At 60.0% G+C, this 22,806-nt stretch carries 25 protein-coding genes; 2 read left to right on the top strand and 23 right to left on the bottom strand.

Features of this window, described 5'->3' with window-relative positions:
- Positions 1-31: 31 nt before the first annotated feature.
- The 14 genes from CXK91_RS16695 to ccmA form a co-directional block, all read right to left on the bottom strand.
- Complete coding sequence (locus CXK91_RS16695; protein ID WP_103457215.1) at positions 32-1,426, bottom strand: sigma-54-dependent transcriptional regulator; 1,395 nt, start codon at positions 1,424-1,426, stop codon at positions 32-34.
- Positions 1,427-1,431: 5 nt separating this feature from the next.
- Positions 1,432-2,619, bottom strand: a complete 1,188-nt coding sequence (locus CXK91_RS16700) for a sensor histidine kinase (protein WP_103457216.1) — start codon at positions 2,617-2,619, stop codon at positions 1,432-1,434.
- 160 nt (positions 2,620-2,779) lie between these two features.
- Positions 2,780-4,249, bottom strand: coding sequence for a sigma-54 dependent transcriptional regulator (locus CXK91_RS16705; RefSeq protein ID WP_103457217.1), 1,470 nt, complete (start codon positions 4,247-4,249; stop codon positions 2,780-2,782).
- Positions 4,250-4,671: 422 nt separating this feature from the next.
- Positions 4,672-4,968: a flagellar protein FliT gene (locus tag CXK91_RS16710; RefSeq protein ID WP_103457218.1), complete on the bottom strand. Its 297-nt coding sequence runs from the start codon at positions 4,966-4,968 to the stop codon at positions 4,672-4,674.
- 161 nt (positions 4,969-5,129) lie between these two features.
- Positions 5,130-5,570 carry a hypothetical protein gene (locus CXK91_RS22940; protein WP_103457219.1) on the bottom strand — a complete coding sequence of 147 codons (441 nt, stop codon included), beginning with the start codon at positions 5,568-5,570 and terminating at the stop codon, positions 5,130-5,132.
- Positions 5,571-5,588: 18 nt separating this feature from the next.
- The gene (gene ccmI / locus CXK91_RS16720; protein WP_103457220.1) at positions 5,589-6,800 is read right to left on the bottom strand and encodes a c-type cytochrome biogenesis protein CcmI; all 1,212 of its coding nucleotides are present in this window, start codon (positions 6,798-6,800) and stop codon (positions 5,589-5,591) included.
- Positions 6,797-7,270 carry a cytochrome c-type biogenesis protein gene (locus tag CXK91_RS16725; protein ID WP_103457221.1) on the bottom strand — a complete coding sequence of 158 codons (474 nt, stop codon included), beginning with the start codon at positions 7,268-7,270 and terminating at the stop codon, positions 6,797-6,799. Before CXK91_RS16725 ends, ccmI begins: the two co-directional genes overlap by 4 nt.
- Positions 7,267-7,797: a DsbE family thiol:disulfide interchange protein gene (locus CXK91_RS16730; RefSeq protein ID WP_103457222.1), complete on the bottom strand. Its 531-nt coding sequence runs from the start codon at positions 7,795-7,797 to the stop codon at positions 7,267-7,269. Before CXK91_RS16730 ends, CXK91_RS16725 begins: the two co-directional genes overlap by 4 nt.
- Positions 7,794-9,770, bottom strand: coding sequence for a heme lyase CcmF/NrfE family subunit (locus CXK91_RS16735; RefSeq protein WP_103457223.1), 1,977 nt, complete (start codon positions 9,768-9,770; stop codon positions 7,794-7,796). The genes CXK91_RS16730 and CXK91_RS16735 overlap by 4 nt, the downstream gene beginning before the upstream one ends.
- Complete coding sequence (gene ccmE, locus CXK91_RS16740; protein WP_103457224.1) at positions 9,767-10,234, bottom strand: cytochrome c maturation protein CcmE; 468 nt, start codon at positions 10,232-10,234, stop codon at positions 9,767-9,769. The genes CXK91_RS16735 and ccmE overlap by 4 nt, the downstream gene beginning before the upstream one ends.
- Positions 10,231-10,407 (bottom strand): heme exporter protein CcmD, encoded by a 177-nt coding sequence (ccmD, locus tag CXK91_RS16745; RefSeq protein WP_003280407.1) that lies wholly within the window; start codon positions 10,405-10,407, stop codon positions 10,231-10,233. Before ccmD ends, ccmE begins: the two co-directional genes overlap by 4 nt.
- On the bottom strand, positions 10,404-11,159 hold the full coding sequence (locus tag CXK91_RS16750) for a heme ABC transporter permease (protein ID WP_103457225.1): 756 nt from the start codon (positions 11,157-11,159) through the stop codon (positions 10,404-10,406). The genes ccmD and CXK91_RS16750 overlap by 4 nt, the downstream gene beginning before the upstream one ends.
- A 93-nt stretch (positions 11,160-11,252) precedes the next feature.
- Entirely contained in the window at positions 11,253-11,924 is a 672-nt protein-coding gene (gene ccmB, locus CXK91_RS16755) for a heme exporter protein CcmB (protein WP_003280404.1), read from the bottom strand.
- Positions 11,921-12,556, bottom strand: a complete 636-nt coding sequence (ccmA, locus tag CXK91_RS16760; RefSeq protein WP_103457226.1) for a cytochrome c biogenesis heme-transporting ATPase CcmA — start codon at positions 12,554-12,556, stop codon at positions 11,921-11,923. The genes ccmB and ccmA overlap by 4 nt, the downstream gene beginning before the upstream one ends.
- 135 nt (positions 12,557-12,691) lie before the next feature.
- Between ccmA and CXK91_RS16765 the strand changes: the two genes are divergently transcribed.
- Both CXK91_RS16765 and CXK91_RS16770 read left to right on the top strand, forming a co-directional pair.
- Positions 12,692-14,221, top strand: a complete 1,530-nt coding sequence (locus CXK91_RS16765) for a flagellar hook-length control protein FliK (protein ID WP_103457227.1) — start codon at positions 12,692-12,694, stop codon at positions 14,219-14,221.
- Complete coding sequence (locus tag CXK91_RS16770) at positions 14,218-14,550, top strand: EscU/YscU/HrcU family type III secretion system export apparatus switch protein (RefSeq protein WP_103457228.1); 333 nt, start codon at positions 14,218-14,220, stop codon at positions 14,548-14,550. The genes CXK91_RS16765 and CXK91_RS16770 overlap by 4 nt, the downstream gene beginning before the upstream one ends.
- Here CXK91_RS16770 and CXK91_RS16775 read toward each other — a convergent pair.
- The 9 genes from CXK91_RS16775 to CXK91_RS16815 form a co-directional block, all read right to left on the bottom strand.
- On the bottom strand, positions 14,531-14,971 hold the full coding sequence (locus CXK91_RS16775; RefSeq protein ID WP_103457229.1) for a rhodanese-like domain-containing protein: 441 nt from the start codon (positions 14,969-14,971) through the stop codon (positions 14,531-14,533). The two genes, CXK91_RS16770 and CXK91_RS16775, sit on opposite strands and share 20 nt — an antisense overlap.
- Before the next feature lie 136 nt (positions 14,972-15,107).
- Positions 15,108-15,521, bottom strand: coding sequence for a DUF2802 domain-containing protein (locus CXK91_RS16780; RefSeq protein ID WP_103457230.1), 414 nt, complete (start codon positions 15,519-15,521; stop codon positions 15,108-15,110).
- 3 nt (positions 15,522-15,524) lie between these two features.
- Positions 15,525-16,004 carry a chemotaxis protein CheW gene (locus tag CXK91_RS16785; protein ID WP_102823619.1) on the bottom strand — a complete coding sequence of 160 codons (480 nt, stop codon included), beginning with the start codon at positions 16,002-16,004 and terminating at the stop codon, positions 15,525-15,527.
- Between the two features lie 83 nt (positions 16,005-16,087).
- Positions 16,088-16,888, bottom strand: a complete 801-nt coding sequence (locus CXK91_RS16790; protein ID WP_103457231.1) for a CheW domain-containing protein — start codon at positions 16,886-16,888, stop codon at positions 16,088-16,090.
- Positions 16,889-16,976: 88 nt separating this feature from the next.
- Positions 16,977-17,765 carry a ParA family protein gene (locus CXK91_RS16795; RefSeq protein WP_103457232.1) on the bottom strand — a complete coding sequence of 263 codons (789 nt, stop codon included), beginning with the start codon at positions 17,763-17,765 and terminating at the stop codon, positions 16,977-16,979.
- A gap of 87 nt (positions 17,766-17,852) precedes the next feature.
- Positions 17,853-18,692 (bottom strand): flagellar motor protein MotD, encoded by an 840-nt coding sequence (gene motD, locus CXK91_RS16800; protein WP_103457233.1) that lies wholly within the window; start codon positions 18,690-18,692, stop codon positions 17,853-17,855.
- A gap of 4 nt (positions 18,693-18,696) precedes the next feature.
- Positions 18,697-19,437: a flagellar motor protein gene (locus CXK91_RS16805; protein WP_103457234.1), complete on the bottom strand. Its 741-nt coding sequence runs from the start codon at positions 19,435-19,437 to the stop codon at positions 18,697-18,699.
- A complete protein-coding gene (locus CXK91_RS16810) occupies positions 19,437-20,552 on the bottom strand; it encodes a protein-glutamate methylesterase/protein-glutamine glutaminase (protein WP_103457235.1) in 1,116 nt (371 codons plus the stop codon). The genes CXK91_RS16805 and CXK91_RS16810 overlap by 1 nt, the downstream gene beginning before the upstream one ends.
- 53 nt (positions 20,553-20,605) lie before the next feature.
- Positions 20,606-22,795, bottom strand: coding sequence for a chemotaxis protein CheA (locus tag CXK91_RS16815; RefSeq protein WP_103457236.1), 2,190 nt, complete (start codon positions 22,793-22,795; stop codon positions 20,606-20,608).
- Positions 22,796-22,806 lie beyond the last annotated feature (11 nt).

Consider the following 22,806-nt stretch of genomic DNA (forward strand, 5'->3'; position numbering starts at 1 on the left):
GCTTATCAGAGCATCGTTGAGGCCAGCGCACTCAGCCGGCGTAAAGCGACGCCTCGACATCCAATCCGGCATCGCGCATCTGCGCGAGTTTGTAGCGCAGGGTGCGTGCACTGATACCCAGCCGGTCAGCCGTTTCCTTACGCCGCCCGCGTTCGGCACGCAGGGTGTCGATGATCAGCTGAAACTCGCGACGACGCAGATCATCGCCCAGCGCGTTGCCGGGCTCGACCACGTCAACGGCAGGCTCGCCCAGCGACTGCCCGGGAGCGCCAACCACTGGCAAGCTCGCCTGGATGCCCGGCGCCACAAGACACAGGTCACTAGGCTGTATCAGGCCACCCTGCTGAAGAATCAGCGCGCGCTGGATGGCGTTATCCAGCTCTCGCACGTTTCCGGGCCACCCATACTGAACCAGGCAGCGCTGCGCCTCAGCCGAAAGGCGCGCCGGGACCTGACGCATCTTCCGGGCATGACTGGCCAATAAGCGTTCGGCCAACGGCAGAATGTCTGCGGGCCGTTGACGCAGGGGCGGCCATGCCAGAGGGAACACCGAGAGCCGATAGAACAAGTCTTCGCGAAAGCGGCCGGCAGCCACCTCGCCAGCCAGGTCCCGGTTGGTAGTGGCAAGCACTCGAATATCAAGCACGATTGGCCTGCGCCCGCCTACACGCTCGACTTCCCGCTCCTGCAAGACGCGTAGCAGCTTTGCCTGCAGCCCCAAAGGCATTTCGGAGATTTCGTCGAGTAATAGCGTGCCACCATCGGCCTGCTCGAACTTGCCAGGCTGACTCGCAATCGCCCCGGTGAACGCACCCTTCTCGTGACCAAACAGGGTCGCTTCGAGCATGTTGTCCGGGATCGCAGCGCAGTTAATTGCAATGAACGGCTTGTCCATCCGAGACGACTGCTGATGAATGTAACGCGCCAGTACCTCTTTGCCGGTGCCGGATTCGCCGGAAATCAATACTGTCGAATCGCTTTGCGCCACCCGCGCGGCAAGGCTCAGCAATTGCTGACTGGACAGCTCGCACGCCACCGGCCCCTCCGACTCGGCAGTATCGACGGTGCCGTTGACATGGCGAGCCAGCAACTCCAGCAGCGTGCCCGGTTCAAACGGTTTGACCAAGTAATCGACAGCGCCTTGGCGCATAGCATCAACCGCCCTCGCCACCGCGCCAAAAGCGGTCATCAGCAGTACTGGAATGTGGGGATAGCGCTGCCGAATCAGGCCCAGCAACTCATGCCCATCCATGCCTGGCATGTTCACATCGCTGATGACCAACCCGAACAGCTCTTCGCTCAGGGCAACCAGGGCTGCCTCGGCGCAGTCGACGGCACGGTATTCGTAACCACCCAACTGGAGCGTAATGCCCAAGGCTTCGCGTAAAGAGTGGTCATCTTCGACCAGAAGTATCTTGGCGGCCATGCAGGTCACTCCGATCTCTGTACAGCAGGAATCAGCGGAAGTGTCACCACCGCGCACGTGCCCTGCCCTGGCCGCGAGCGCAATTGCAATTGGCCCTGATGCGCTTTGGCGACAGCTTTGGCGACGGCCAAACCAAGCCCGGTACCGGCAGTTCTGGTCGTGAAGAACGGCTCACCTAAACGAGCCAGTGTGTCGGCTTCGATACCTGGGCCGTTGTCAGTGATACACAGCCGCAGCGCTCCATCCCGGCGATACAGGTGAACCTTCAGCCGGAGGTCTCCACCACTGGCCTGCAGGGCATTCTCGATAAGATTGAGCAACGCGCCGACCAGCGTATCGCGATTACACAGAATCTCTGCACCGTGAACATCACACTGCCAACGCACCGCCACATTCTGCAGTTGCGCCTCGGCAGCGGCACGCAATGCCAGCAGCAACGCCGCCGGACTAAGCCGATCATTCAGAGGCAGGTCACCACGGGCAAAAACCAGCATGTCGCGCACCTGGTGTTCCAGCTCGTGCAACCGCGACTTCAGATTGCCAGCAAAACGTTGCTGCTGCGCCTCCGTCAGCCCACCCTGCTCTAGGTGGCTGGCATACAGCAACGCCGTAGATAATGGCGTGCGAATCTGGTGGGCAAGCGAGGCAACCATCCGCCCAAGTGAGGACAATCGCTCGTGGCGCGCCAGCTGGTCCTGTAAGCGCCGTGTTTCGGTAAGATCCGTGAGCAGTACCAGCTGGCCTGGCTCCCCGCTGAGCGAGCGCGTGGCGATCGACAGACGGCGGCCATTGCGCAATGAGATTTCATGGCCATCGTCTTTGCGGGGCGCAAAGCAGCGAGCGATCACATCCCGCCAGTGCGCCCCCACCAACGGTTCGCCGAGCAGTTCAAGCCCAACGGGGTTGGCGTCACGTACCTGCCCATGCCCATCGATAACAATTACGCCGCCCGGCAGCAGATCCAGAACATTCTGCAATCGCTGCGCGAGCCTCTCCTTTTCTTCGAGCTCCTGGCGGCGTAGCTCGCCAGCCTCGGCAAGCTGGCCCTTCAACTCGGCAACCCGCGCCTGCAAAAAACCCTCGGACTCGCCCAGCTGTCCGGAGACCTGGCGAAACAGCTCGAGAGACCGCGTCAACGCAAGCGCGTCTGGGGAGTCATGCGGATCTATGGAAGGCCTGGTGACGGAATTCACTGTTTCACTCGCGCCTGTCAAAAGATAGTCAGTGCAGTGACGACAGCAAACTTCGTGCCCAGCGCTGCTGACGCGCTTAGTGCAAATCCATGACGAGCTTGAAGGACACTCGAAAAAAAGGCCACCTGATGAGGTGGCCTTTCGAAATACCGCTCAGCGCTTACTCGCCCATATCGTCATCACGCCGATTCATACCGTACTTGCGCATCTTTTCAACAAGCGTCGTGCGCCGAATGCGCAAGCGCTCTGCCGCGCGAGCCACCACCCCACCGGCATCTTCCAGCGCCTGATGGATGAGGCCCTGCTCCAGATTGCCAAGGTACTCTTTCAGATCCAGACCCTCGACCGGCAGCATCGCCTGGGCTTCGGGTATGACCATTGGTGCACTGATGGCCGCACGCTCTTCCATTTCATCATGCAGGTTGGTCGCGTACTGCTCATCGTCGTCATCTACATGCCGGAATTTCTTCGGCAGCTCCATTACGCCGATGACGCCGTAGGGATGCATGATCGCCATACGCTCGACCAGATTGGCCAGCTCGCGAACATTGCCCGGCCAGTCGTGCCGACACAGCGACATGATGGCAGCCGAGTTGAAGCGAATGGAGCCGCGCTTCTCGTGCTCCATGCGCGAAATCAGTTCGTTCATCAGCAGCGGGATGTCTTCGACGCGCTCACGCAGCGGCGCCATTTCGATTGGGAAGACGTTTAGGCGATAGTAGAGATCTTCGCGGAAGGTCCCCACCTCGATCATCTTCTCAAGATCCTTGTGCGTCGCCGCGATGATGCGCACATCAGCATTCTGAGTACGATTACTGCCGACGCGCTCGAATGTCCGCTCCTGCAGCACCCGCAACAGCTTGACCTGCATGGGCAGCGGCATGTCGCCTATTTCATCAAGGAATAGCGTGCCACCTTCAGCCAGCTCGAACCGCCCTGCCCTCGCAGTGATTGCGCCGGTAAACGCGCCTTTTTCATGGCCAAACAGCTCGCTCTCCAGCAGCTCCGCCGGAATCGCACCGCAGTTAACCGGAACGAATGGCCCCTGGCGCCGCTTGGAGTGATAGTGCAGATTCCGCGCTACAACCTCCTTTCCTGTGCCGGACTCGCCGAGGATCAGGACACTGGCTTCCGTATCGGCAACCTGTTCCATCATCTGCCGCACATGCTGGACGGCCCGACTGGTACCTACCAGGCTGCGAAAGAGGTTGGGTTCGCGCTGTCGGCCACGAGCCCTGGCTTGGTCGTACATCTCCCGATAGATCTGCGCACGATGCAGGGAGTCGAGCAGCTTGTTATAGCTGGGCGGCATCTCCAGGCTGGTGAGCACCCTCCGCCGCACTTCGTCCGGCCAATCGGCGTGAGCAGGCTCCCCTATCAACATCAGCGGGACGTTTTCATCCCACTTGCCCATCTGCTTGATCAGCTCGACAGCGCCGCCCTTGGCAGCCACGTAGCCCAGCATGACGCCATTAATGGCACGACTGGACTCCAGACCGGCAACGGCTTCATGCCATTCGTTGCTGGAGCAAGCCACGTGATCTTCACTGAGGAAATCCAGGATGACGGCCAGGTCTCGCCGGCGGTCCTGATCATCGTCTATCAACAAAATCTTGGTTTCACGCCACATCTTGTTTATAGGGCTCTAAATGGGCTGAAAGAAAGCGTGCGTCCGCCACCTCAGTAGAAAGGCGACCGCACTCATGGCAGATGAAGCTAGATTAATGAAAAAATGAACTGAGTCAAATTTATGACGTGAATTAGCGACCAAAGAACGAGAGAAAAATAACGGTCGCGTGACGCGACCTGAAATTGATCCAGCACGTTTTGCGCACAATGGCAGACATACGCATCAAATACTCAGCAGTACGCAGCGCACATGCCTAGGCCGGCAAAATAATGGCGACATAATGCCACATACTTTGTAATGATAAAAATTCGAGATTTTGACTTGGTGCCTACAGCCCGGCGCGTGGATGCGGTGGCAAAGTCGTTGCAAAGGAATGGAGGAGCGTACGGAGCGGCAGAAGACGCTAGCGGATCACGAGGGGGTTACCCGAAAAGCTGGTAGACCTTGGCACCTTGCTGAGACTGGTTCAGCTGGCGCAACTCGCCAACTACACGGGCCTGCTCGATTTGGCATGTCATGACTAGCTCACCATATAGGTCGAGCAACTCCTGCAGGCGCAGGCGAACAAGACCATTATCGCGTTCCTGTGCCTGCATGGCTTCGTCCACGGCATTGCGGCATTCGCGATCGAGCATGCTTATGGCCGCCCAGTCCTGCTGCGTCAGCGCATCGCGTAGTGCAGAACCGGTTTCTTCGAGGCGCTTTACGGAAGCATTCATGATTGACTCCGGGGCGTGAGCCCGATGCGACGGCTTTCGCCGAGCCAGCTGGAAACGTTGCAGAACAACGGTACAGAACCTTTATCGGCAACCAGTCAGCAGCCTTTAGGCCGGCTTGCCGAAAAGTCCTCTTGGCCGCCGCGCTCGACAAGGAGGCTGAATCAGTAGCGATTGCGCAAGCCTGGGGGCACGCTGGGCGGCGCGACAGGCTCCCAGGGGCCATCCGGCCGTCCAGCGCAGAGCCAATCCCCATCCCACCGGTAGTACAACCGCTCGCGATAGTAGAGGTCACGCCCTTCCACAACATACACACCCAAGCGGTTATCCCAATGCGCAGCCACGTGTGGCGGCGGGGCATACCGAGGATGGCTCTTCTGGGTTGTTGGGGCTCGTGGTGCGGAAGGTGCCTTGATTGGCGGCGGAGCAATCACTGGGCCAGTAGGCTCGGGCGTGCGGGGAGCAGGCTGCGCTGCCGGCTCCTGCGGGGTCGAGTCATAGGGATTTCCCGCACATGCACCGAGCAACAGCGTCAGGCCCAACAGCACGCCGCATTGCCCAAAGCGCTTGAACGACTGCAGGTTGGCTGACGCTCTCGTGTTCATCTTTTCCTCACTGACGGCTCAGGGCGCCTCAGCACGATTGATCGTCAGACGCACGGTGGATTTTCCGTCGGCCGTATTGACCGCCTCGCTCTGACCCATCCACTCGCCCTTGGTTGCATCGCCCGACTGCGAAATACGCGCCATCAGCAGGACCTGCTCGACGCTGGAGATTTTCATAGACGGCACCATCGCATCGGCATCGCCTAGCGTTATCGTCGCAGGCAGATCAGCAACCGTGAGGCGCTTCGCGGCGAGCGGAACAGGAGGCCCCGACACAGCACGCGCAAATACGAAAACCGTGTCCTGCGGTGAAACTGCCTGGGCCACCTCTGGAGCGAGGTCTACCTCGACCTGCAAAGTAACACCTACTGTCTCTGCCGCAGAATCCTCTTGCGCGCTGGCGGAACCTCCGTCGATCTGCTGGCGTGCACGCTCGATACCGCCGCGAATGGCCTCACGAGACGGATCTTCCTCGGGCAGCGCAGCGACCAGAAGCTCCCAGAAACGCACTGCATCCTGATAACGCTCCTCCTCGTAGGCGGCGATACCGAGCAGGCCAAGGCTGGTGAGCTCCTGCGGATCCCCCTGCAATGCCTCGTCGGTAAGTGTTTGCAATTCGTCGGACCATTGCCGATCCCTCGCGAAATACAACGCCTGGGCCAGCTGACCGAGCAACTCCGGCTGACGTCCGGCAATGTCCACGACGCGCTGGAAAGCCTTGGCCGCATCGGCCGGGCGCTCCTGATTCATGTAAGTGCGCCCCAGGAAGTACCAGGCTTCGGTGGAGTCCGGCTGCTCCTTTACAGCTTGCTCGAGGTGCGCCGTCATTTCTTCGACGGTGCGCGGCTGATCCGTGAACTGCCGGGCCATATGCACCTTGTCGATAGCCCCCCAATGCATATAGAGGCCATATCCGACGAGAGGAACCAGCAAGGCCGCGATTAGCGGCACGCTGCGCCCGAGCTTGGCCAGCCTTGGCGCATCACTGCCTTCAGTATCTTCCAGCAGCTCGCGTGCAGCGTCAGCCCGCCCAGCCTCCAGCTGTTCATCGCTCAACGTCCCGGCAACATTCTGCGCTGTCAGCTCAGCTAGGCGCTCTTCGTACAGCGCAACATTCAGCGCCGTGCGGTCTTCTTCAGTCTGCGCACGACGGCCGCGCAGAATGGGTAGCAGCAAAAAGGCCAGTGCCACCAGCAGCAGAGCGCCAGCGGCTATCCAGAAATCGGTCATGAGTCTTTTTTATCCAGAAGCTGGGCGAGACGTTCGCGCTCGGTCTCGGAAAGGGTGTTCGATGCAGGAGATTTCTCGACTCGACGGCGGCGCACCAGGATTGTGGTTAACACACCAAATCCCAATACGAGCAGCCCAGCCGGCCCATACCAAAGCAGTAACGTTTTTACGTTCACCGGCGGACTGTAGCGAACGAAGTCACCATATCGGTCTACCAGAAAGTCAACGATTTGGTCGTTGCTCTTTCCCTCTTCCAGCATGCGGAAGATCTCCTGACGCAAATCCATGGCAATCGGCGCGTTGGAGTCGGCAATGTTCTGATTCTGGCATTTCGGACAGCGCAGCTCTTCGGTGAGAGTGCGGTAGCGCTCTCGCTCCGCGTCGTCCCTGAATTCATAAGTATCGATTGCTGCATGGGCGGTCGTAGCGAGGAATAGACCAAGCAGCGCGCCCCTAATCAGTCGTTTCATTCGTCCACCAGTTGCTGATAGAGCGCGGCCAGCTGCCCTCGCCAGACATCGTCATTGATGGCACCCACGTATTTGTGGCGAATAATGCCGGCCTTGTCGATCAGGAAGGTTTCCGGCGCGCCGTAGACGCCAAGGTTAAGACCCAGGCTACCCTGCGGGTCCGCAACCGTGAGCCGATACGGATTCCCCAGCTCGCTCAGCCAACGGCCCGCATCCCCGGTTTCCTTGTAGTTGATGCCATAGATGGCCACGCCCCGCTCTGCCAGCTTGTTGAGCATTGCGTGCTCTGCGCGGCAGGTCGGGCACCAGGTTGCCCAGACGTTGACCAGCGCCGGCTCGCCGCGGACGAAATCGGCAGTGGTCAAGGTTCTCGCCGGATCCTCCACCGAAGGCAGGGAAAACGCGGGCAATGGCTTGCCAATCATGGTCGTGCCGATGTCACTCGGATCCAGGAACAGCCCCTTGTATAGGAACCCGGCGATAATAAGGAAGATCGCCAAGGGGATTAGCATCAATGCGCGTTTCATGCCGGCTGTGCTCCTGAGATGCCAAGTGTTTCGCGCACGCGGGTTTTCACCTTGACCCGATAACGGCGGTCGCATGCTGCCAGTACACCGCCAAGTCCCATCATGAGAGCGCCCAGCCAGATCCAGCGGACGAAGGGCTTGATATGCACGCGCACTGCCCAGGCTCCGTTATCCAGCGGCTCGCCCAGTGCAACGTAGAGGTCGCGAGTGAACCCAGCGTCGATACCGGCCTCGGTCATCGGCATCTGCTGCACGGTATACAGACGCTTCTCCGGGTGCAGCACGGCGACTTGCTTGTCGCCCTTCAGCACCCGAATGGTCCCCTTGTCCGAGGTGAAGTTAGGCCCCTCATGGTGCACGGCACCCTCAAAAACGAACTGATAGCCACCAAGCTCCAGTGACTGGCCTGGAGCCAGGCGCAGGTCGCGTTCCGAACTCTGGTGACTGGTAAGAACCACGCCAATCGCACAGACGGCGAGGCCCAGGTGCGCCAAGTGCATCCCCCAATAACTCAGCGTCATGCTGCGCATGCCTTTGAGCAGGCCCTTGTGGCGGGTCTTGTCGAACAGATCACGTAGGCTGGCCAGCAGCACCCAGGCGGCCAGCAGGCATACCGCAAGCACCGCCCAGTTGAAATCACCGAATATCAGCGAGCCGAGCCCGCCAAGAATCGCGCTGGCGATCAGTACCGGGGCAAGCATACTGACCAGCCACTTCACCGGGGTGTCCTTCCAGCGCACCATGATGCCAACGCCAAGCGCCACCATCAGCGCCCCGACCAACGGAACGAACATCGCGTTGAAGTAAGGAGGCCCTACCGACAGCTTGGCGCCGGATATGGCGTCTAGCAGCAGCGGATAGAGTGTGCCGAGCAGAATCATTGCAGTCGCGACGACCAACAACAGGTTATTGACCAGCAGCAGCGTCTCGCGAGACCACAACCCGAAGCCGACTTGGCTCTTGACCACTGGTGCGCGCAAAGCGAACAGCGTCAGCGAACCGCCAACCACCATCAGCAGGAAGATCAGGATGAACACGCCACGCTCGGGATCGGTAGCGAAAGCGTGTACGGAAGTCAGCACACCAGAACGAACCAGGAAGGTCCCGAGCAGGCTCAGCGAGAAGGCCGCGATGGCCAGCAACACGGTCCAGCTCTTGAATACGCCACGTTTCTCGGTCACGGCGAGCGAATGAATCAGGGCCGTCCCGACCAGCCACGGCATGAACGAGGCATTTTCCACCGGGTCCCAGAACCACCAGCCGCCCCAGCCAAGTTCGTAATATGCCCACCAGGAGCCCAGGGCGATACCTATACCGAGAAAGGCCCAAGCAACCAGCGTCCACGGACGGGACCAGCGGGCCCAGGCGGCGTCCAGTCGGCCGCCCAACAACGCGGCGATTGCAAAGGCGAATGCCACGGAGAATCCGACATATCCCATGTAGAGCATGGGTGGATGGACGATCAAGCCGAAATCCTGCAATAACGGATTGAGGTCACGACCATCCAGTGGAACCTGCGGAAGCAGACGCTCGAAGGGGTTGGACGTGACGATCAGGAACAACAGGAAACCAATACTGATCAAGCCCATTACGCCAAGCACCCGCGCCAGCATGTCTTCGGGAAGCTGACGAGAGAAAACTGCCACGGCAAAGGTCCAGCCGGCAAGAATCAAAGCCCACAGCAGCAACGAGCCCTCGTGTGCGCCCCAAACGGCGCTGAACTTGTAGTACCAAGGCAACGCGCTGTTGGAGTTGTGCGCAACATAAGCGACAGAGAAGTCGTCGACCATGAAGGCATAGGTCAAACAGGCGAAGGAAAATGCGAGAAAGGCAAACTGCCCCCACGCGGCAGGTTGCGCCAGTCCCATCCACTGCCTGTCACCGCGCCAGGCGCCGATCAGGGGTAGCGTGGCCTGAACGATTGCCAGGCACAGCGCAAGAATCATCGCCAGATGGCCGAGTTCCGGAATCATTTCGCGTACTCCTGCTTGCCACCCTCGTAATGCTTCATCATCCCGCTCTTCTCCAGCGCCTGGGTCACCTCGGGCGGCATGTAGTTCTCATCGTGTTTGGCCAGGACCTCGTCGGCGATCAGCACACCATCGGCGTTGACTCGGCCCAGCGCGACGATGCCCTGCCCTTCACGGAACAGGTCGGGGAGGATCCCTTGAAAGATGATAGTGATCGCCTTGGCTCCGTCCGTGACGCGGAAGGAAACCGTCAGCGAATCGTTGGTGCGCTCTACCGAACCTTCCTCAACCAGCCCACCTGCTCGAATACGGGTGCCTTCCGGCGCTTCCCCCGCGGCGATCTGAGTGGGCGTATAGAACAGGTTGATGTTCTGCTGCAGAGCGGACAACGCCAGCGCCACGGCGATACCGACGCCGGCGAGAATCGCCAGGACGATGAAAAGACGCTTCTTGCGCACCGGATTCACTTCGACTCCTCCCGGCGCAAACGACGCGCCTCATCTTGCAGGTAACGTCGCCGCGCCAGTACTGGCAACGCAACGTTGAGAATCAGAACAGCCAGGCTGATGCCATAGGATGTCCAGACATACACGCCATGATTGCCCATGGCGATGAATTCGGCGAAGGACGAAAAGTTCACGAGTTGTTTCCTACCAGAGCCTTGACCTCGTTCTTCACCCAACTGGCACGCGATTCGCGGCGCAGCACTTCCAGGCGCATGCGCATAAGCAGCACCACGGTGAAGAAGCAGTAGAAGCCGATGACCATCACCAGTAGCGGTAGCCACATCTCCATCGGCATGGCCGGCTTTTCGGTGACCTTGAAGGTCGCCGGCTGGTGCAGTGTGTTCCACCACTCCACCGAGTACTTGATGATTGGGATGTTCACTACGCCAACGATGGCAAGTACCGCGCAGGCCTTGGCAGCACTGTCCCGGTTGCTGATCGCCTGGCCCAGGGCAATGATGCCGAAGTAGAGAAACAGCAGGATCAGCATCGAAGTCAGCCGAGCGTCCCATACCCACCAGGCGCCCCAGGTCGGCTTGCCCCATACAGCGCCGGTCAGCAGCGCGATAAAGGTCATCCAGGCACCGATCGGCGCTGCCTGCTGCAAGGCTACATCAGCCAGCTTCATCTTCCAGACCAGGCCGACCACGCCCGCCACGGCGAGCATCACGTAGATGGATTGCGCAAGGAAGGCAGCCGGAACGTGGATGTAGATGATCCGGAAACTATTGCCCTGCTGGTAATCCTCAGGGGCGAACGCAAGGCCCCACACGACGCCAATGCTGACAAGCAGCACTGCCGCCCAAGCCAGCCAAGGCAGCCAGCGCCCACTGATCTCGTAGAACCATTTGGGAGAGCCCAGTTTGTGAAACCATGTCCAGTTCATCGAATGACTCATCGTCCAGCGAGAACCTGACAGACCAGGCCTCGACATTCGTACATCGACCGGGCGCGGGCGCCGGGCCATCAGGGTGTGTCGCTATTCGCCAACGCTGATCTTCAGGCCAGCTGCTATCGCAAAGGGTGTAAGAGTAACTGCCAGGGCCGTCAGACTGGCCAGCCAAAGCAGGTGTCCGACTGCCGGCAAGCCTTGCAAGGCTGCCTGCAGCGCGCCGCTGCCCAGAATAAGCACTGGGATGTAAAGCGGCAGTATCAGCAGCGCAAGCAACAAGCCGCCTCGTTTGAGCCCAACCGTCAGGGCCGCGCCAACCGCCCCTAGCAGGCTTAGTATCGGGGTCCCCAGCAGTAGTGAAATCAGCAGCACGGGGATGGTCCCAAGCGGCAAGCCCAGCATCAACCCCAGCAGCGGCGCCAGCAAAACTAACGCAAGGCCGGAAAAAACCCAGTGTGCCAGCACCTTGGCGAGCACCAGAAGCGCGAGCGGGTGCGGCGAAACGACCCACTGTTCGAGCGAGCCATCCTCAAAATCACTACGGAACAAGCCGTCCAGCGAGAGCAGCACGGCCAGCAGCGCCGCGACCCAGACCAGCCCAGGCGAAATGGTCTGCAACAGTTGTGTTTCCGGCCCGACCGCCAAGGGAAACAGAGCGATGACAATTGCGAAGAACACCAGCGGGTTGGCGAGCTCGGCGGGACGACGAAACAACAAGCGCGTCTCGCGCGCCAGCAGTAGGGTAAAAACGCTGCTCATGCGGCCTGCTGCCCCAGATCAAGTTCGCGATAGCCGGCTGGCTTCTCCGTCAGGCTGTGGTGAGTGGTCAGCACGACCAACCCGCCCTGCTCGCAATGTGTTGCCAGGTGACTCTCCAGCTGCGCCACGCCATGCTTGTCGAGCGCGGTAAAGGGCTCGTCGAGAATCCACAAAGGTGGCGGAGATAGATAAAGGCGCGCCAGGCCCACACGACGCTGCTGCCCCGCGGAAAGAGTGTGACAGGGCACGTCTTCGAACCCACGCAGTCCTACTTCAGCAAGGGCTTTCCATATTGATTCGCGGCTGGTCGGCTGATGCAGCGCACAGAGCCAGGTGAGGTTCTCTTCAGCTGTCAGCAAGCCCTTGATACCGGCAGCGTGGCCGATCCATAACAGGTTACGCGCAAGCTCACCACGCTGGGCCTCGAGCGGCTGCCCCTTGAGCAACACCTCACCAGCGGTAGGTTGCATCAGCCCGGCAAGCAGACGCAGCAGGCTGGTTTTGCCGCTGCCATTAGGGCCGGAAATCTGCAGCATCTCTCCACTGTCGAGGCGCAGATCCAGCTTGTCGAAAAGCAGACGCCAATCCCGCTCGCAAGCGAGCGCTACAGCTTCGAGAAAGGGAGTTGGCACGCTAGCGACACCTCAAGATGAAAAAGGCCTGGCCGCTATACTCATGCAATAGGGCCAGGCGTGCGGAATTATACATGGCAACCCTTAGTGCCGAAGGCCGCAAACGCGAAAGGTTGTAAGTGCATTTGAGGAAAGATGACCGAGATCAAGAGTACCGCCGCCCTGCCGCAGACCAGCGCGCCACGCCAAGCTATAGCGGCTAGCGACCTCGCGTTGAAAGTGCTGCAACCCATGCAGGGCCTGCTCGCGGCCGGCGAAAACGCCGAAGCCGAAGTCGTCAGCATCCGAGAGACCGCGCAGGCGTTCCGCCTGTTGCTGCGTCTGACCATGAGTAGCGGGCGCCAGGCGACTGTCGAGGTCAGCAGTAACAAGGCTCCACCACCTGGAGCTGCATTCGTGATCACGGCGCTATCCGACACCCGCCTGCTTGCGTCGCCACACATGGCAGGCCGCCAGCCCGCGTCCTCACTCGACCTTCAGCAACTGCCGGTCGGCAGCGTGATTCAGGGGCGAGTGGTTGCAACAAGCCAACAGCAATCCGACGACGGACAGAAGATATTCAAGGCGGTAATCAGCCTGCTCAATGCTCCCATGGCAGGACAAAAACTGAACATCGAATCGAGCAATCCGCTAGCTCTTGGCAGCCTGTTGACGGCCCAGGTCAAGGGCGACCAATCGCTCGCCTTCCTTCCGCTAGCAGGGCGCCTCGACCAGCTCAACGTCAGCGAGCAATTGGGCGCCCAGCAAAATCGCCAAGCCTCACTGGAAGGACTGTTCAAGGCATTGCAAGGCACGTCCGGCGGGCTACCGGAGGGGTTGCGCAGTGCCGCCGACAAGCTGCTCGGACTGATCCCCGACATGCAACAGCTGGGAGATGCCAAAGCGTTGGCTGCGGCGCTGGCCAAGAGCGGCGTGTTCCTTGAAGCGCGCTTGCTCGCCGGACAGACCGATGGTCTGCAGGGCGACCTCAAGGCCGGATTGCTGCGGCTACTCGCCCAGATGCCTAGCCTACCTGGCAGCACACCGTTGGCAGGCGCTCAAGCCGGCGCAGCCATGGGGCAGGCATTGCCCGCCTTCGCGCGCAATGCGCTCGGCTTACTGGCGCAAAGCAACTCACGGCAGTTCGCGACCGCATTTCCGCTACCCACCCGACTGCCGCCCGGCATGGAAGACGAAGCGGACCTGGAGATGCTGCTCAAGCTTGCCGCCGCAGCCGTATCGAGGCTGCAGACTCACCAGCTGTCCAGCCTGGCCCAGACGCAGATCGGCCCCGATGGCGCACTGCTTACCACATGGCAGCTGGAGCTGCCGATGCGGGACAATCGGGATATTGTGCCGTTGCAGATCAAGCTGCAGCGAGAGGATCAGCCAAAACGGCAAGAGAAGGAGCGCAGCGAAACGCTATGGAAGGTGGAGCTAGCCTTCGATGTCGCCCCACTCGGACCGCTGCAGGTGCAAGCGCAGCTGGTGCGCGGGACACTGTCCAGCCAGCTATGGGCGGAGCATAGCGCCACGGCTCAACTAGTCGCTGCCGAGCTGACCCATCTACGTGAACGGCTCCAAACTGCAGGCCTTAGCGTAGGCGAACTTACATGCCGACAAGGCACTCCGCCCCAAGGGCCGAACACTTCCCTCGAGCAACGCTTCGTGGATGAAACAGCATGACTGACAAGCTACCGCGCCAGGCCATCGCGCTCAGTTATGACGGCGTGAGCGCGCCAAGCTTGAGCGCCAAAGGTGATGATGAGCTGGCCGAAGCCATCCTCGCCATTGCTCGCGAGCACGAAGTACCGATTTACGAGAATGCTGATCTGGTGAGACTGCTTGCCCGACTGGAATTAGGGGATGAAATTCCAGAGGCGCTATATCGGACCATCGCCGAGATCATCGCGTTTGCCTGGTACCTGAAGGGTAAGTGCCCACCCGGCTTCCGCGAGTCAAACAACGACCCGCAGCCTCCATCCTGGCCATTGCTCAGTGGGCCTGAGCGTTGAGCGTGGAGAGCGCACGGTCTTCCCCACTCACCTGAGGAAAGTCGTGCAACAGCCAGGCAAAGTAGCCCGAGCGAAAATAGAAAACCTGCTGGTAACCCCACGCCACGGCCATGCGCGTCGCTTCCGCGCTGCGGGGGCAAATTTCGCTATCGCAGTAGATGACCAACGGAAGCTCACGCGGCCATTCAGGACTTGCAAGATTTACGAAATTGCTAGCGAGATCGAAATGCACGGCCCCCTCAACATGGCCCCATAACCACTCGCGATCAGCGCGAACATCGATGAATACCGCCCCCATGTCGTGCAGCCGCTTGGCCTGGAAGACATTCACAGTCAGCGCCCCATCGACGTCGTCCGGTGCCTCGCCTGCGTGCGCGCCAAGTGCAACCGCGAAAAGTAGTAGAACGAGTATGCGCCGCATCACTGCCCTCCTCGTCCCGGCCTAGGGACATGGACGCGCCTGGCAAAAGCCGGGCTGATACGGATTGGAATGAGGCGAACCTAGGAGGTTCCAGGCGTGGCGACGGGAGGACGTCTACGCCGTCACGGTACAACGATCAGGGTTTCTGCCGCGACTGATGCAGTTTGCTCATCAGCTCAGCCTCGGACTGCGAAAGTCCACAGGACTGGGTTAAATCATCGACGCTGGCACCCATACCCACCAATTTGGCGGCCTGGGAGAAGGAGAAGTTGTTCGGGTCTCGCTGTTCCAGCTGAGTAAGTTTGTCAGGCAGAGGCGCGACCACACGGCTCAGCTCGCGCAACTCATCACCCATGCGCAAGCTGCCTTCGAGATAGGCATCCAGACGGCTGCTTAACTCCTTTATTCGCCTGTCCCTGCTCGCATCACGCTGCTGTTGTTGTTCCACCAGCAGCCGCTGCCGCCTGAGCAGCCACAGGCAGAAACCCAGCAGCCCCAGACAGCAGAATGCCAGCGCAACCAGCGATGCGACCAGCGACGCAATCAGCATGTATCAGATGCTCTCAAGATCGGCCCATTCTTCTTCACTCATCATCTTGTCGAGTTCGACCAGAATCAGCAGCTCGCCGTTCTTGTTGCAGACGCCCTGAATGAACTTGGCCGACTCGTCATTACCAACGTTGGGTGCTGTTTCGATCTCGGACTGGCGAAGATAGACCACCTCGGCCACGCTATCGACCATGATGCCAATGACCTGACGGTCCGCCTCGATGATCACGATACGGGTGTTGTCCGACACGGAGGCAGTTTCCAGGCCGAAACGCTGGCGCGTGTCGATCACCGTCACCACGTTGCCACGCAGGTTGATGATCCCGAGCACGTAGCTGGGCGCACCCGGCACCGGCGCGATCTCGGTGTAACGCAACACCTCTTGAACCTGCATTACATTGATGCCGTACGTCTCGTTGTCCAGACGGAAAGTCACCCATTGCAGTACAGGATCTTCGGAACCCTGCGCAGACGTCATCTTCATAGTCCCACCTTCTTCAGTTACCGCAATGGCGGTCGATTCTATCGCTGGGCCGCGCAACGGGCGCGACCGTCATTTGATTGCGTTCAGTGCGCCCGTGGCTTCGCAGCGCCCTGCATTTGCTTGACCGCACCACTGGCAATCAGCTCGGCCAGCGCGGTCACGTCGACCAACGCGCACATGTGCTCGATTACCGTACCGGCTAGCCAGGGACGCTGGCTACGCTGCGTGCGCCACTTGACCTCGCTTGGGTCAAGGCGAATCGAGCGACTGACCTGATGCACCGCCAGCCCCCACTCATAGCCTTGAACCGATATCACGTACTGCAAGCCCTCGCGGAAATCGTCACGATAACGATCAGGCATCACCCAGCGCGCCGTGTCCAGCACCTTCAGATTGCCAGCCTGGCTCGGCAGTATGCCAAGAAACCAATCAGGCTGACCGAACAGCGGTGTCAGCTCCTGACCAGCCAGCGGATAGATTGAGCCAAGACACACCAGCGGTACCGCAAGCGTCAATCCGGCCACATCGAACAACAGGCATTCGAATGGCTCCTCACCCCAACCCGGCTGCCCGTCAGAGTCAATCTGGACGGGCCCACTCAAAGGCTGCGGCACCATTTCCAGCTCAGTGGCTGGCTCAAGAGTAATCTCTTGCGGCTGCAACACTTCAGGCGCAACGATCGGCGGTGGCGTGGGCTGCACGATCTCCAGTCGCGGCGGCTGGCTCTTTCGAGTATCGCGCAGTTGCTCCTCGAGCACGGCAGCCTGAAACTCGTCCTGGCTGACCGAGTCAGCCAGCTCGATGGCGGCGTCCTGCAATAGCCCATCGAGATAGGATTGCAGCGCCTGTTGGGAGCGAGTTTCTGTTAGGACAGTGCGGCTCATGGAACGAACTCGTGAAGAGAATCTGAACAGGCTATCGGCAGTGTGTACGACAAACTTGAGTCGCTGCACGCCGAGCGGTACGGTGATTTCACGCGACCTGCGGTGCCACTTGCGAGGCCAATAGGTGTTTGAGCAAGGCTCGATAAGCGAGCACCGCGCGGCTAGTCGGATCGAACTGGGACGGGGTCAATCCGGCGCGGCTGGCATCACGCAGACGGGTATCTACCGGGATGAAAGCCGGCCAGAGATTCTCCACATAGCCGGCGCGCAACACTTTGAGCGTGTTCATCGAGGCCTGGGTTCGACGGTCGAACATCGTGGGCACGATGGTGTACGGGAGCGCCTGTTTGCGTGATCGGTTGATCATCGCCAACGTGCTGACCATCCGCTCAAGGCCCTTCATTGCCAGAAATTCGGTTTGCACCGGAATGACCAGCTGCTGGCTGGCAGCCAATGCATTGACCATTAGCACGCCAAGCAACGGCGGGCTATCAATGATGGCGTAGTCGAAATCCTGCCAAAGCTGCGACAGGCTCTTGGCAATGACCAGGCCCAGGCCGCTCTGACCGGGGGATTGACGCTCCAGCGTCGCTAGCACCGTGCTCGACGGCATCAGCGAAATACGCTCGTGACTGGTGGCGAGCAGCAACTGCCAGGGCAGACCGTCAGGCACGGTCCCCTGGTGCTGAAACAGGTCGAAAACGCTGTGGTCGAGATTGTCAGGGTCGTGACCGAAATAGCTGGTCATCGAGCCATGCGGATCCAGATCCAGCACCACCACGCGCTTGCCGGCGTCGGCCAGCAACCCCGCTAGCGCGATCGACGTAGTGGTCTTGCCCACCCCACCCTTTTGATTGGCTACTGCCCAGACTCTCATGCTCTTCCACCCGGCTCGATGCTGACCGGCACTGCATCACCCAAAACAGGTAATGCGACGGTGTTTTGACGATTGCGCCCTAAAGCGCTACATAGCTCGGGGTGGTGCAGATTGTGTGCCAGCCCGACGCAGCGCATCGTCAGGGCGTGCGTTGCTGCTGCCCACCCCAGAGACACTGCGGCGCACATCGAGATTACGCGACACCACCAGAATTACCCGACGATTGCGCGCGCGTCCCTCGGCAGTCGAATTATCGGCCACCGGCTGAAACTCACCGTAGCCAACCGCAGCCAGCCTGGAAGGATTTACGCCCTGTGCCGCCAGCATCCGCACGACACTGCCAGCGCGAGCTGCGGAAAGCTCCCAGTTGGTCGGAAACTTGTCGGTACTGATCGGCAAATTGTCGGTAAACCCTTCAACGTGGATGGGGTTATCAAAAGGAGCCAGGATTCCGGCGACCTTGTCTATCAGCAGGAACGCCTGGTCATTGGGCAACGCATCGCCGCTGGGGAAAAGCAAACTGGAGTTGAGTTCGATCTCAATCCACAACTCGTTGCCCCGAACTGTCAGCTGCTCGTTGGCGATAAGCTCGCCAAAGGTTTCGCGCATGCTCTGGGCGATAAGCTCAAGCGGGTCGAGGGTCGGATTTCCTGGCGTTGACTGGCCTGACGGATCATCGACCAGCGAAACGTCCGGCTCGGTGGTCCGCGGTCGCTCTTCCCCAATAGGAATGGGCTTGACCGAGCGATCCGCTTGACTGAAGACACCGACCAACGAGTCGGACAGGATCTTGTACTTGCCTTCGTTGACCGAGGATATCGAGTACATCACCACGAAGAACGCGAACAGCAACGTAATGAAATCGGCGTACGACACCAGCCAACGCTCGTGATTCTCGTGCTCTTCCGGCGGTCTGCGTCTGGCCATGGGGTCAGTCCATGAAGCCTTGCAGCTTCATCTCGATGGAGCGCGGATTCTCACCTTCAGCAATCGACAGCACGCCCTCCAGCAGCATTTCACGGTAAGCCGTCTGCCGCTGTACGACGCTCTTGAGCTTGTTGCCGACCGGCAACACCAACAGGTTAGCCAGAGCAACACCATAGATCGTGGCAACGAATGCAACGGCGATGCCGCTACCGAGTTGGCTCGGGTCGGCCAAATTGCCCATCACGTGAATCAACCCCATCACCGCCCCGATGATGCCGATCGTCGGCGAATAGCCCCCCATGGCGTCGTACACCTTGGCGGCACGCAGATCACGACTTTCCTGGGTATAGAGATCGACCTCGAGAATGCTGCGAATAACCTCAGGCTCGGCGCCATCGACCAACAGCTGCAAACCCTTACGCGCGTAGGGGTCAGGCTCCGTCTCGGCGACCGGCTCGAGGCCGAGCAGACCCTCCTTACGGGCCGTGTTGCTCCACGCGGTGACCAGGAGGATGCCACGACCAAGATCGATGCGCGGCGGAAAGAAGATCCAGCGACCGATACTCATGGCACGCATGAATACGGCAATGGGCGTCTGCAACAATACGGCGCCCATGGTACCGCCAAGCACGATAAGTGCGGCCGGCCCGTTGAGCAATGCCGAGATATGGCCACCCTCGAGAAAGTTACCCCCGACGATGGCAACGAACGCCAGCAACAGCCCGATAAGGCTGAGCACATCCATCAGATACATGCCTCGGCAATATGGCGACCGATATCGTCAAGGCCGTAGACCGCGTCGCTGAGATTGGCCTTGACTATGGCCATCGGCATTCCGTAAATCACGCAGCTGGCTTCATCCTGGGCCCACACCTGGCTACCGCTCTGCTTGAGCAAGCGTGCGCCTTCGCGCCCGTCTGCGCCCATGCCGGTGAGGACAACCGCAAGCACCTTGTCCTGGAAGGACTTGGCCGCCGAGCCAAACGTGACATCAACACAAGGCTTGTAGTTGAGGCGATCGTCACCCGGCAGAATGCGCACTGCGCCGCGGCCATCGATCATCATCTGCTTGCCGCCTGGAGCCAGCAATGCGAGCCCTGGACGCAGCACGTCACCGTCTTCGGCCTCCTTGACGCGGATACGGCAGAGTTTATCCAGGCGGTCAGCGAATGCCTTGGTAAAAGCCGCAGGCATGTGCTGAATGAGCACGATCGGTGCAGGAAAGTTTGCCGGCAGTTGAGTGAGCACCCGCTGCAGGGCAACCGGCCCACCAGTGGATGTCCCTATGGCCACCAGTTTATAGGCCTTGCGCTTGGGCGCGGGCGAGCGAGCGGCAGGTGCAGCCGGGGCCGGCGACGCAGTGCCGGTCCGACCTGTAGTCGTAGACGGCGTAGCGGTAGTGCCACGGGGCGAGACAGGCGGTGCGCTGGTTGTCGAAGTGGAGAACGTGCTGTAGCGCCGGTTGCTGCGCGACACGGTATGCACCTTTTCGCACAGCAGCTGCTTGACCTTGTCCGGATTACGCGAGATGTCTTCGAAGTTCTTCGGCAGATAATCCACCGCGCCTGCATCCAACGCATCAAGGGTAACCCGCGCGCCCTCATGGGTCAGCGAGGAGAACATCAGTACCGGCGTCGGGCAGCGCTGCATGATCTGCCGCACCGCGGTAATGCCATCCATCATGGGCATCTCATAGTCCATGGTGATGACGTCAGGTTTCAGCGCCAATACCTGATCAATGGCCTCGCGCCCGTTGGTGGCGGTACCGACAACCTGGATATTGGAATCAGAGGAAAGAATTTCCGAGACGCGCCGGCGGAAAAAACCGGAATCGTCGACGACCAGGACCTTGACTGCCATACATCACTCCTAGCGGTAGCGCGCCCATCCACGGGCAGCGCTACCTGACTGAATCAAATCCTGCGTGCGTACCGCTTTAGCATGCTAGGGACATCGAGAATCAGAGCGATACGGCCATCACCGGTGATGGTCGCGCCGGACATTCCAGGCGTGCCTTGCAGCATTTTGCCCAGCGGCTTGATAACCACTTCTTCCTGCCCGACCAACTGGTCGACGACAAAACCGATGCTCTGGTTGCCGACACTGAGGATCACGACGTGGCCCTCTCGCTGCTCATCCTGAGCCGCATCCTGAATCAGCCATCGCTTGAGATAGAAAAGTGGCAGCGCCTTGTCGCGGACGATCACCACTTCCTGCCCATCAACCACGTTAGTACGCGAAAGATCGAGATGGAAGATCTCGTTGACGTTAACCAGCGGAAACGCGAACGCCTGGTTGCCGAGCATGACCATCAGGGTCGGCATGATCGCCAGCGTCAGCGGCACCTTGATCACCACCCTCGAACCCTGCCCCTTGGTCGAGAACACGTTGACCGTGCCGTTGAGCTGGGAAATCTTGGTCTTGACCACGTCCATGCCGACACCGCGGCCAGACACATCGGAAATCTCGGTCTTGGTCGAAAAACCGGGTGCGAAGATCAGGTTGTAGCATTCCAGATCACTCAGCCGGTCTGCCGCATCCTTCTCCAGCATGCCTTTTTCGACGGCTTTGGCACGCAGGACATTCGCATCCATACCCTTGCCGTCATCGCTGATGATCAACAGGATATGGTCGCCTTCCTGCTCGGCAGACAAAACCACTCGCCCGGTGCGGGACTTGCCAGCCGCCTCGCGCTCTTCCGGCATCTCGATTCCGTGGTCAACCGCATTGCGCACCAAGTGCACCAACGGGTCGGCCAACGCTTCGACGAGGTTCTTGTCCAGATCGGTCTCTTCACCGACCAGCTCAAGATTGATCTCTTTCTTCAGGCTGCGCGCCAGATCGCGCACTAGCCGCGGGAACCGGCCGAATACTTTCTTGATCGGCTGCATGCGGGTTTTCATCACCGCGCTCTGCAGGTCGGCCGTCACTACGTCGAGGTTGGAAACGGCCTTGGCCATCGCTTCATCACCACTGTTGGAGCCCAAGCGCACTAGGCGATTGCGCACCAGCACCAGCTCGCCAACCATGTTCATGATTTCGTCGAGGCGCGCGGTATCAACTCGTACCGTAGTTTCAGCCTCCGACGGAGGCTTCTCGGCCGGCGCAGGCGCAACTGGCTTGCTCACCGCCGCAGCAGCAGCGGGTTTGGCTGGGGCGACGGGTTTAGCGGGTGCAGCCTTGGCCGGCACCGCCTTGATGGGCTCGACGACAGGTGGCGTGTCGGCGGCGCTAGCAGCTTCGAACTTGCCCTTGCCGTGCAGTTGGTCAAGCAGCGCTTCGAATTCATCGTCGGTAATTTCATCGCTGGCGCTGGTGCCAGCCTTCGCTGCAGCTGGCTGAGCGACCGTCTCGGCTGGAGCCGAAGAGGTTTCTGTCGTGGCTGGTTCGAATTTGCCTTTGCCATGCAGCTGGTCCAGCAATGCTTCGAACTCGTCGTCGGTAATTTCGTCACCGACGGGGGCAGCGGCCACTTCGGCCTCGGGGGTCGGCGCCGCGCCTGCAGCGATGGCGAACTGGCCTTTGCCATGCAATTGATCGAGCAGCGACTCAAATTCGTCGTCAGTGATCTCATCGGACGCAGCAGTTGCCTCGACTTTGTCTGCAGGCGAATCGATGGCCTCGAGAAACTGTTCGAAATCCGCTTCAGCGGCATCCGCTTCCACGTCGGCGGCGGACTGCGGCTCGGCTGTAGCTACAACTTCGTCAGCCGAAGCGGGCTCTGCCAGACGCGCCAGTGCTGCCAGCAGCTCTGGGGTTGCCGGCGTCACCACGGTCCGCTCGCGAACCTGGCTGAACATCGCGTTCACCGAATCGAGCGCCTGCAGAACGACGTCCATCAATTCGGAATCGACGCGACGCTCACCCTTGCGAAGAATGTCGAAGACGTTTTCGGCGATATGGCAGCACTCAACCAGCTCATGAAGCTGAAGGAATCCTGCGCCGCCCTTGACCGTATGGAACCCGCGAAAAATCGCATTGAGCAACGCTGTATCATCGGGGCTGCTTTCCAGCTCCACGAGTTGCTCGGACAATAGTTCGAGAATCTCGCCGGCCTCTACCAGGAAGTCCTGGAGGATTTCTTCATCGGCGTCGAAGCTCATATTCACATCCC

It is taken from the genome of Stutzerimonas stutzeri (assembly GCF_002909485.1).
In the GTDB taxonomy this organism is placed as follows: domain Bacteria; phylum Pseudomonadota; class Gammaproteobacteria; order Pseudomonadales; family Pseudomonadaceae; genus Stutzerimonas; species Stutzerimonas stutzeri_AH.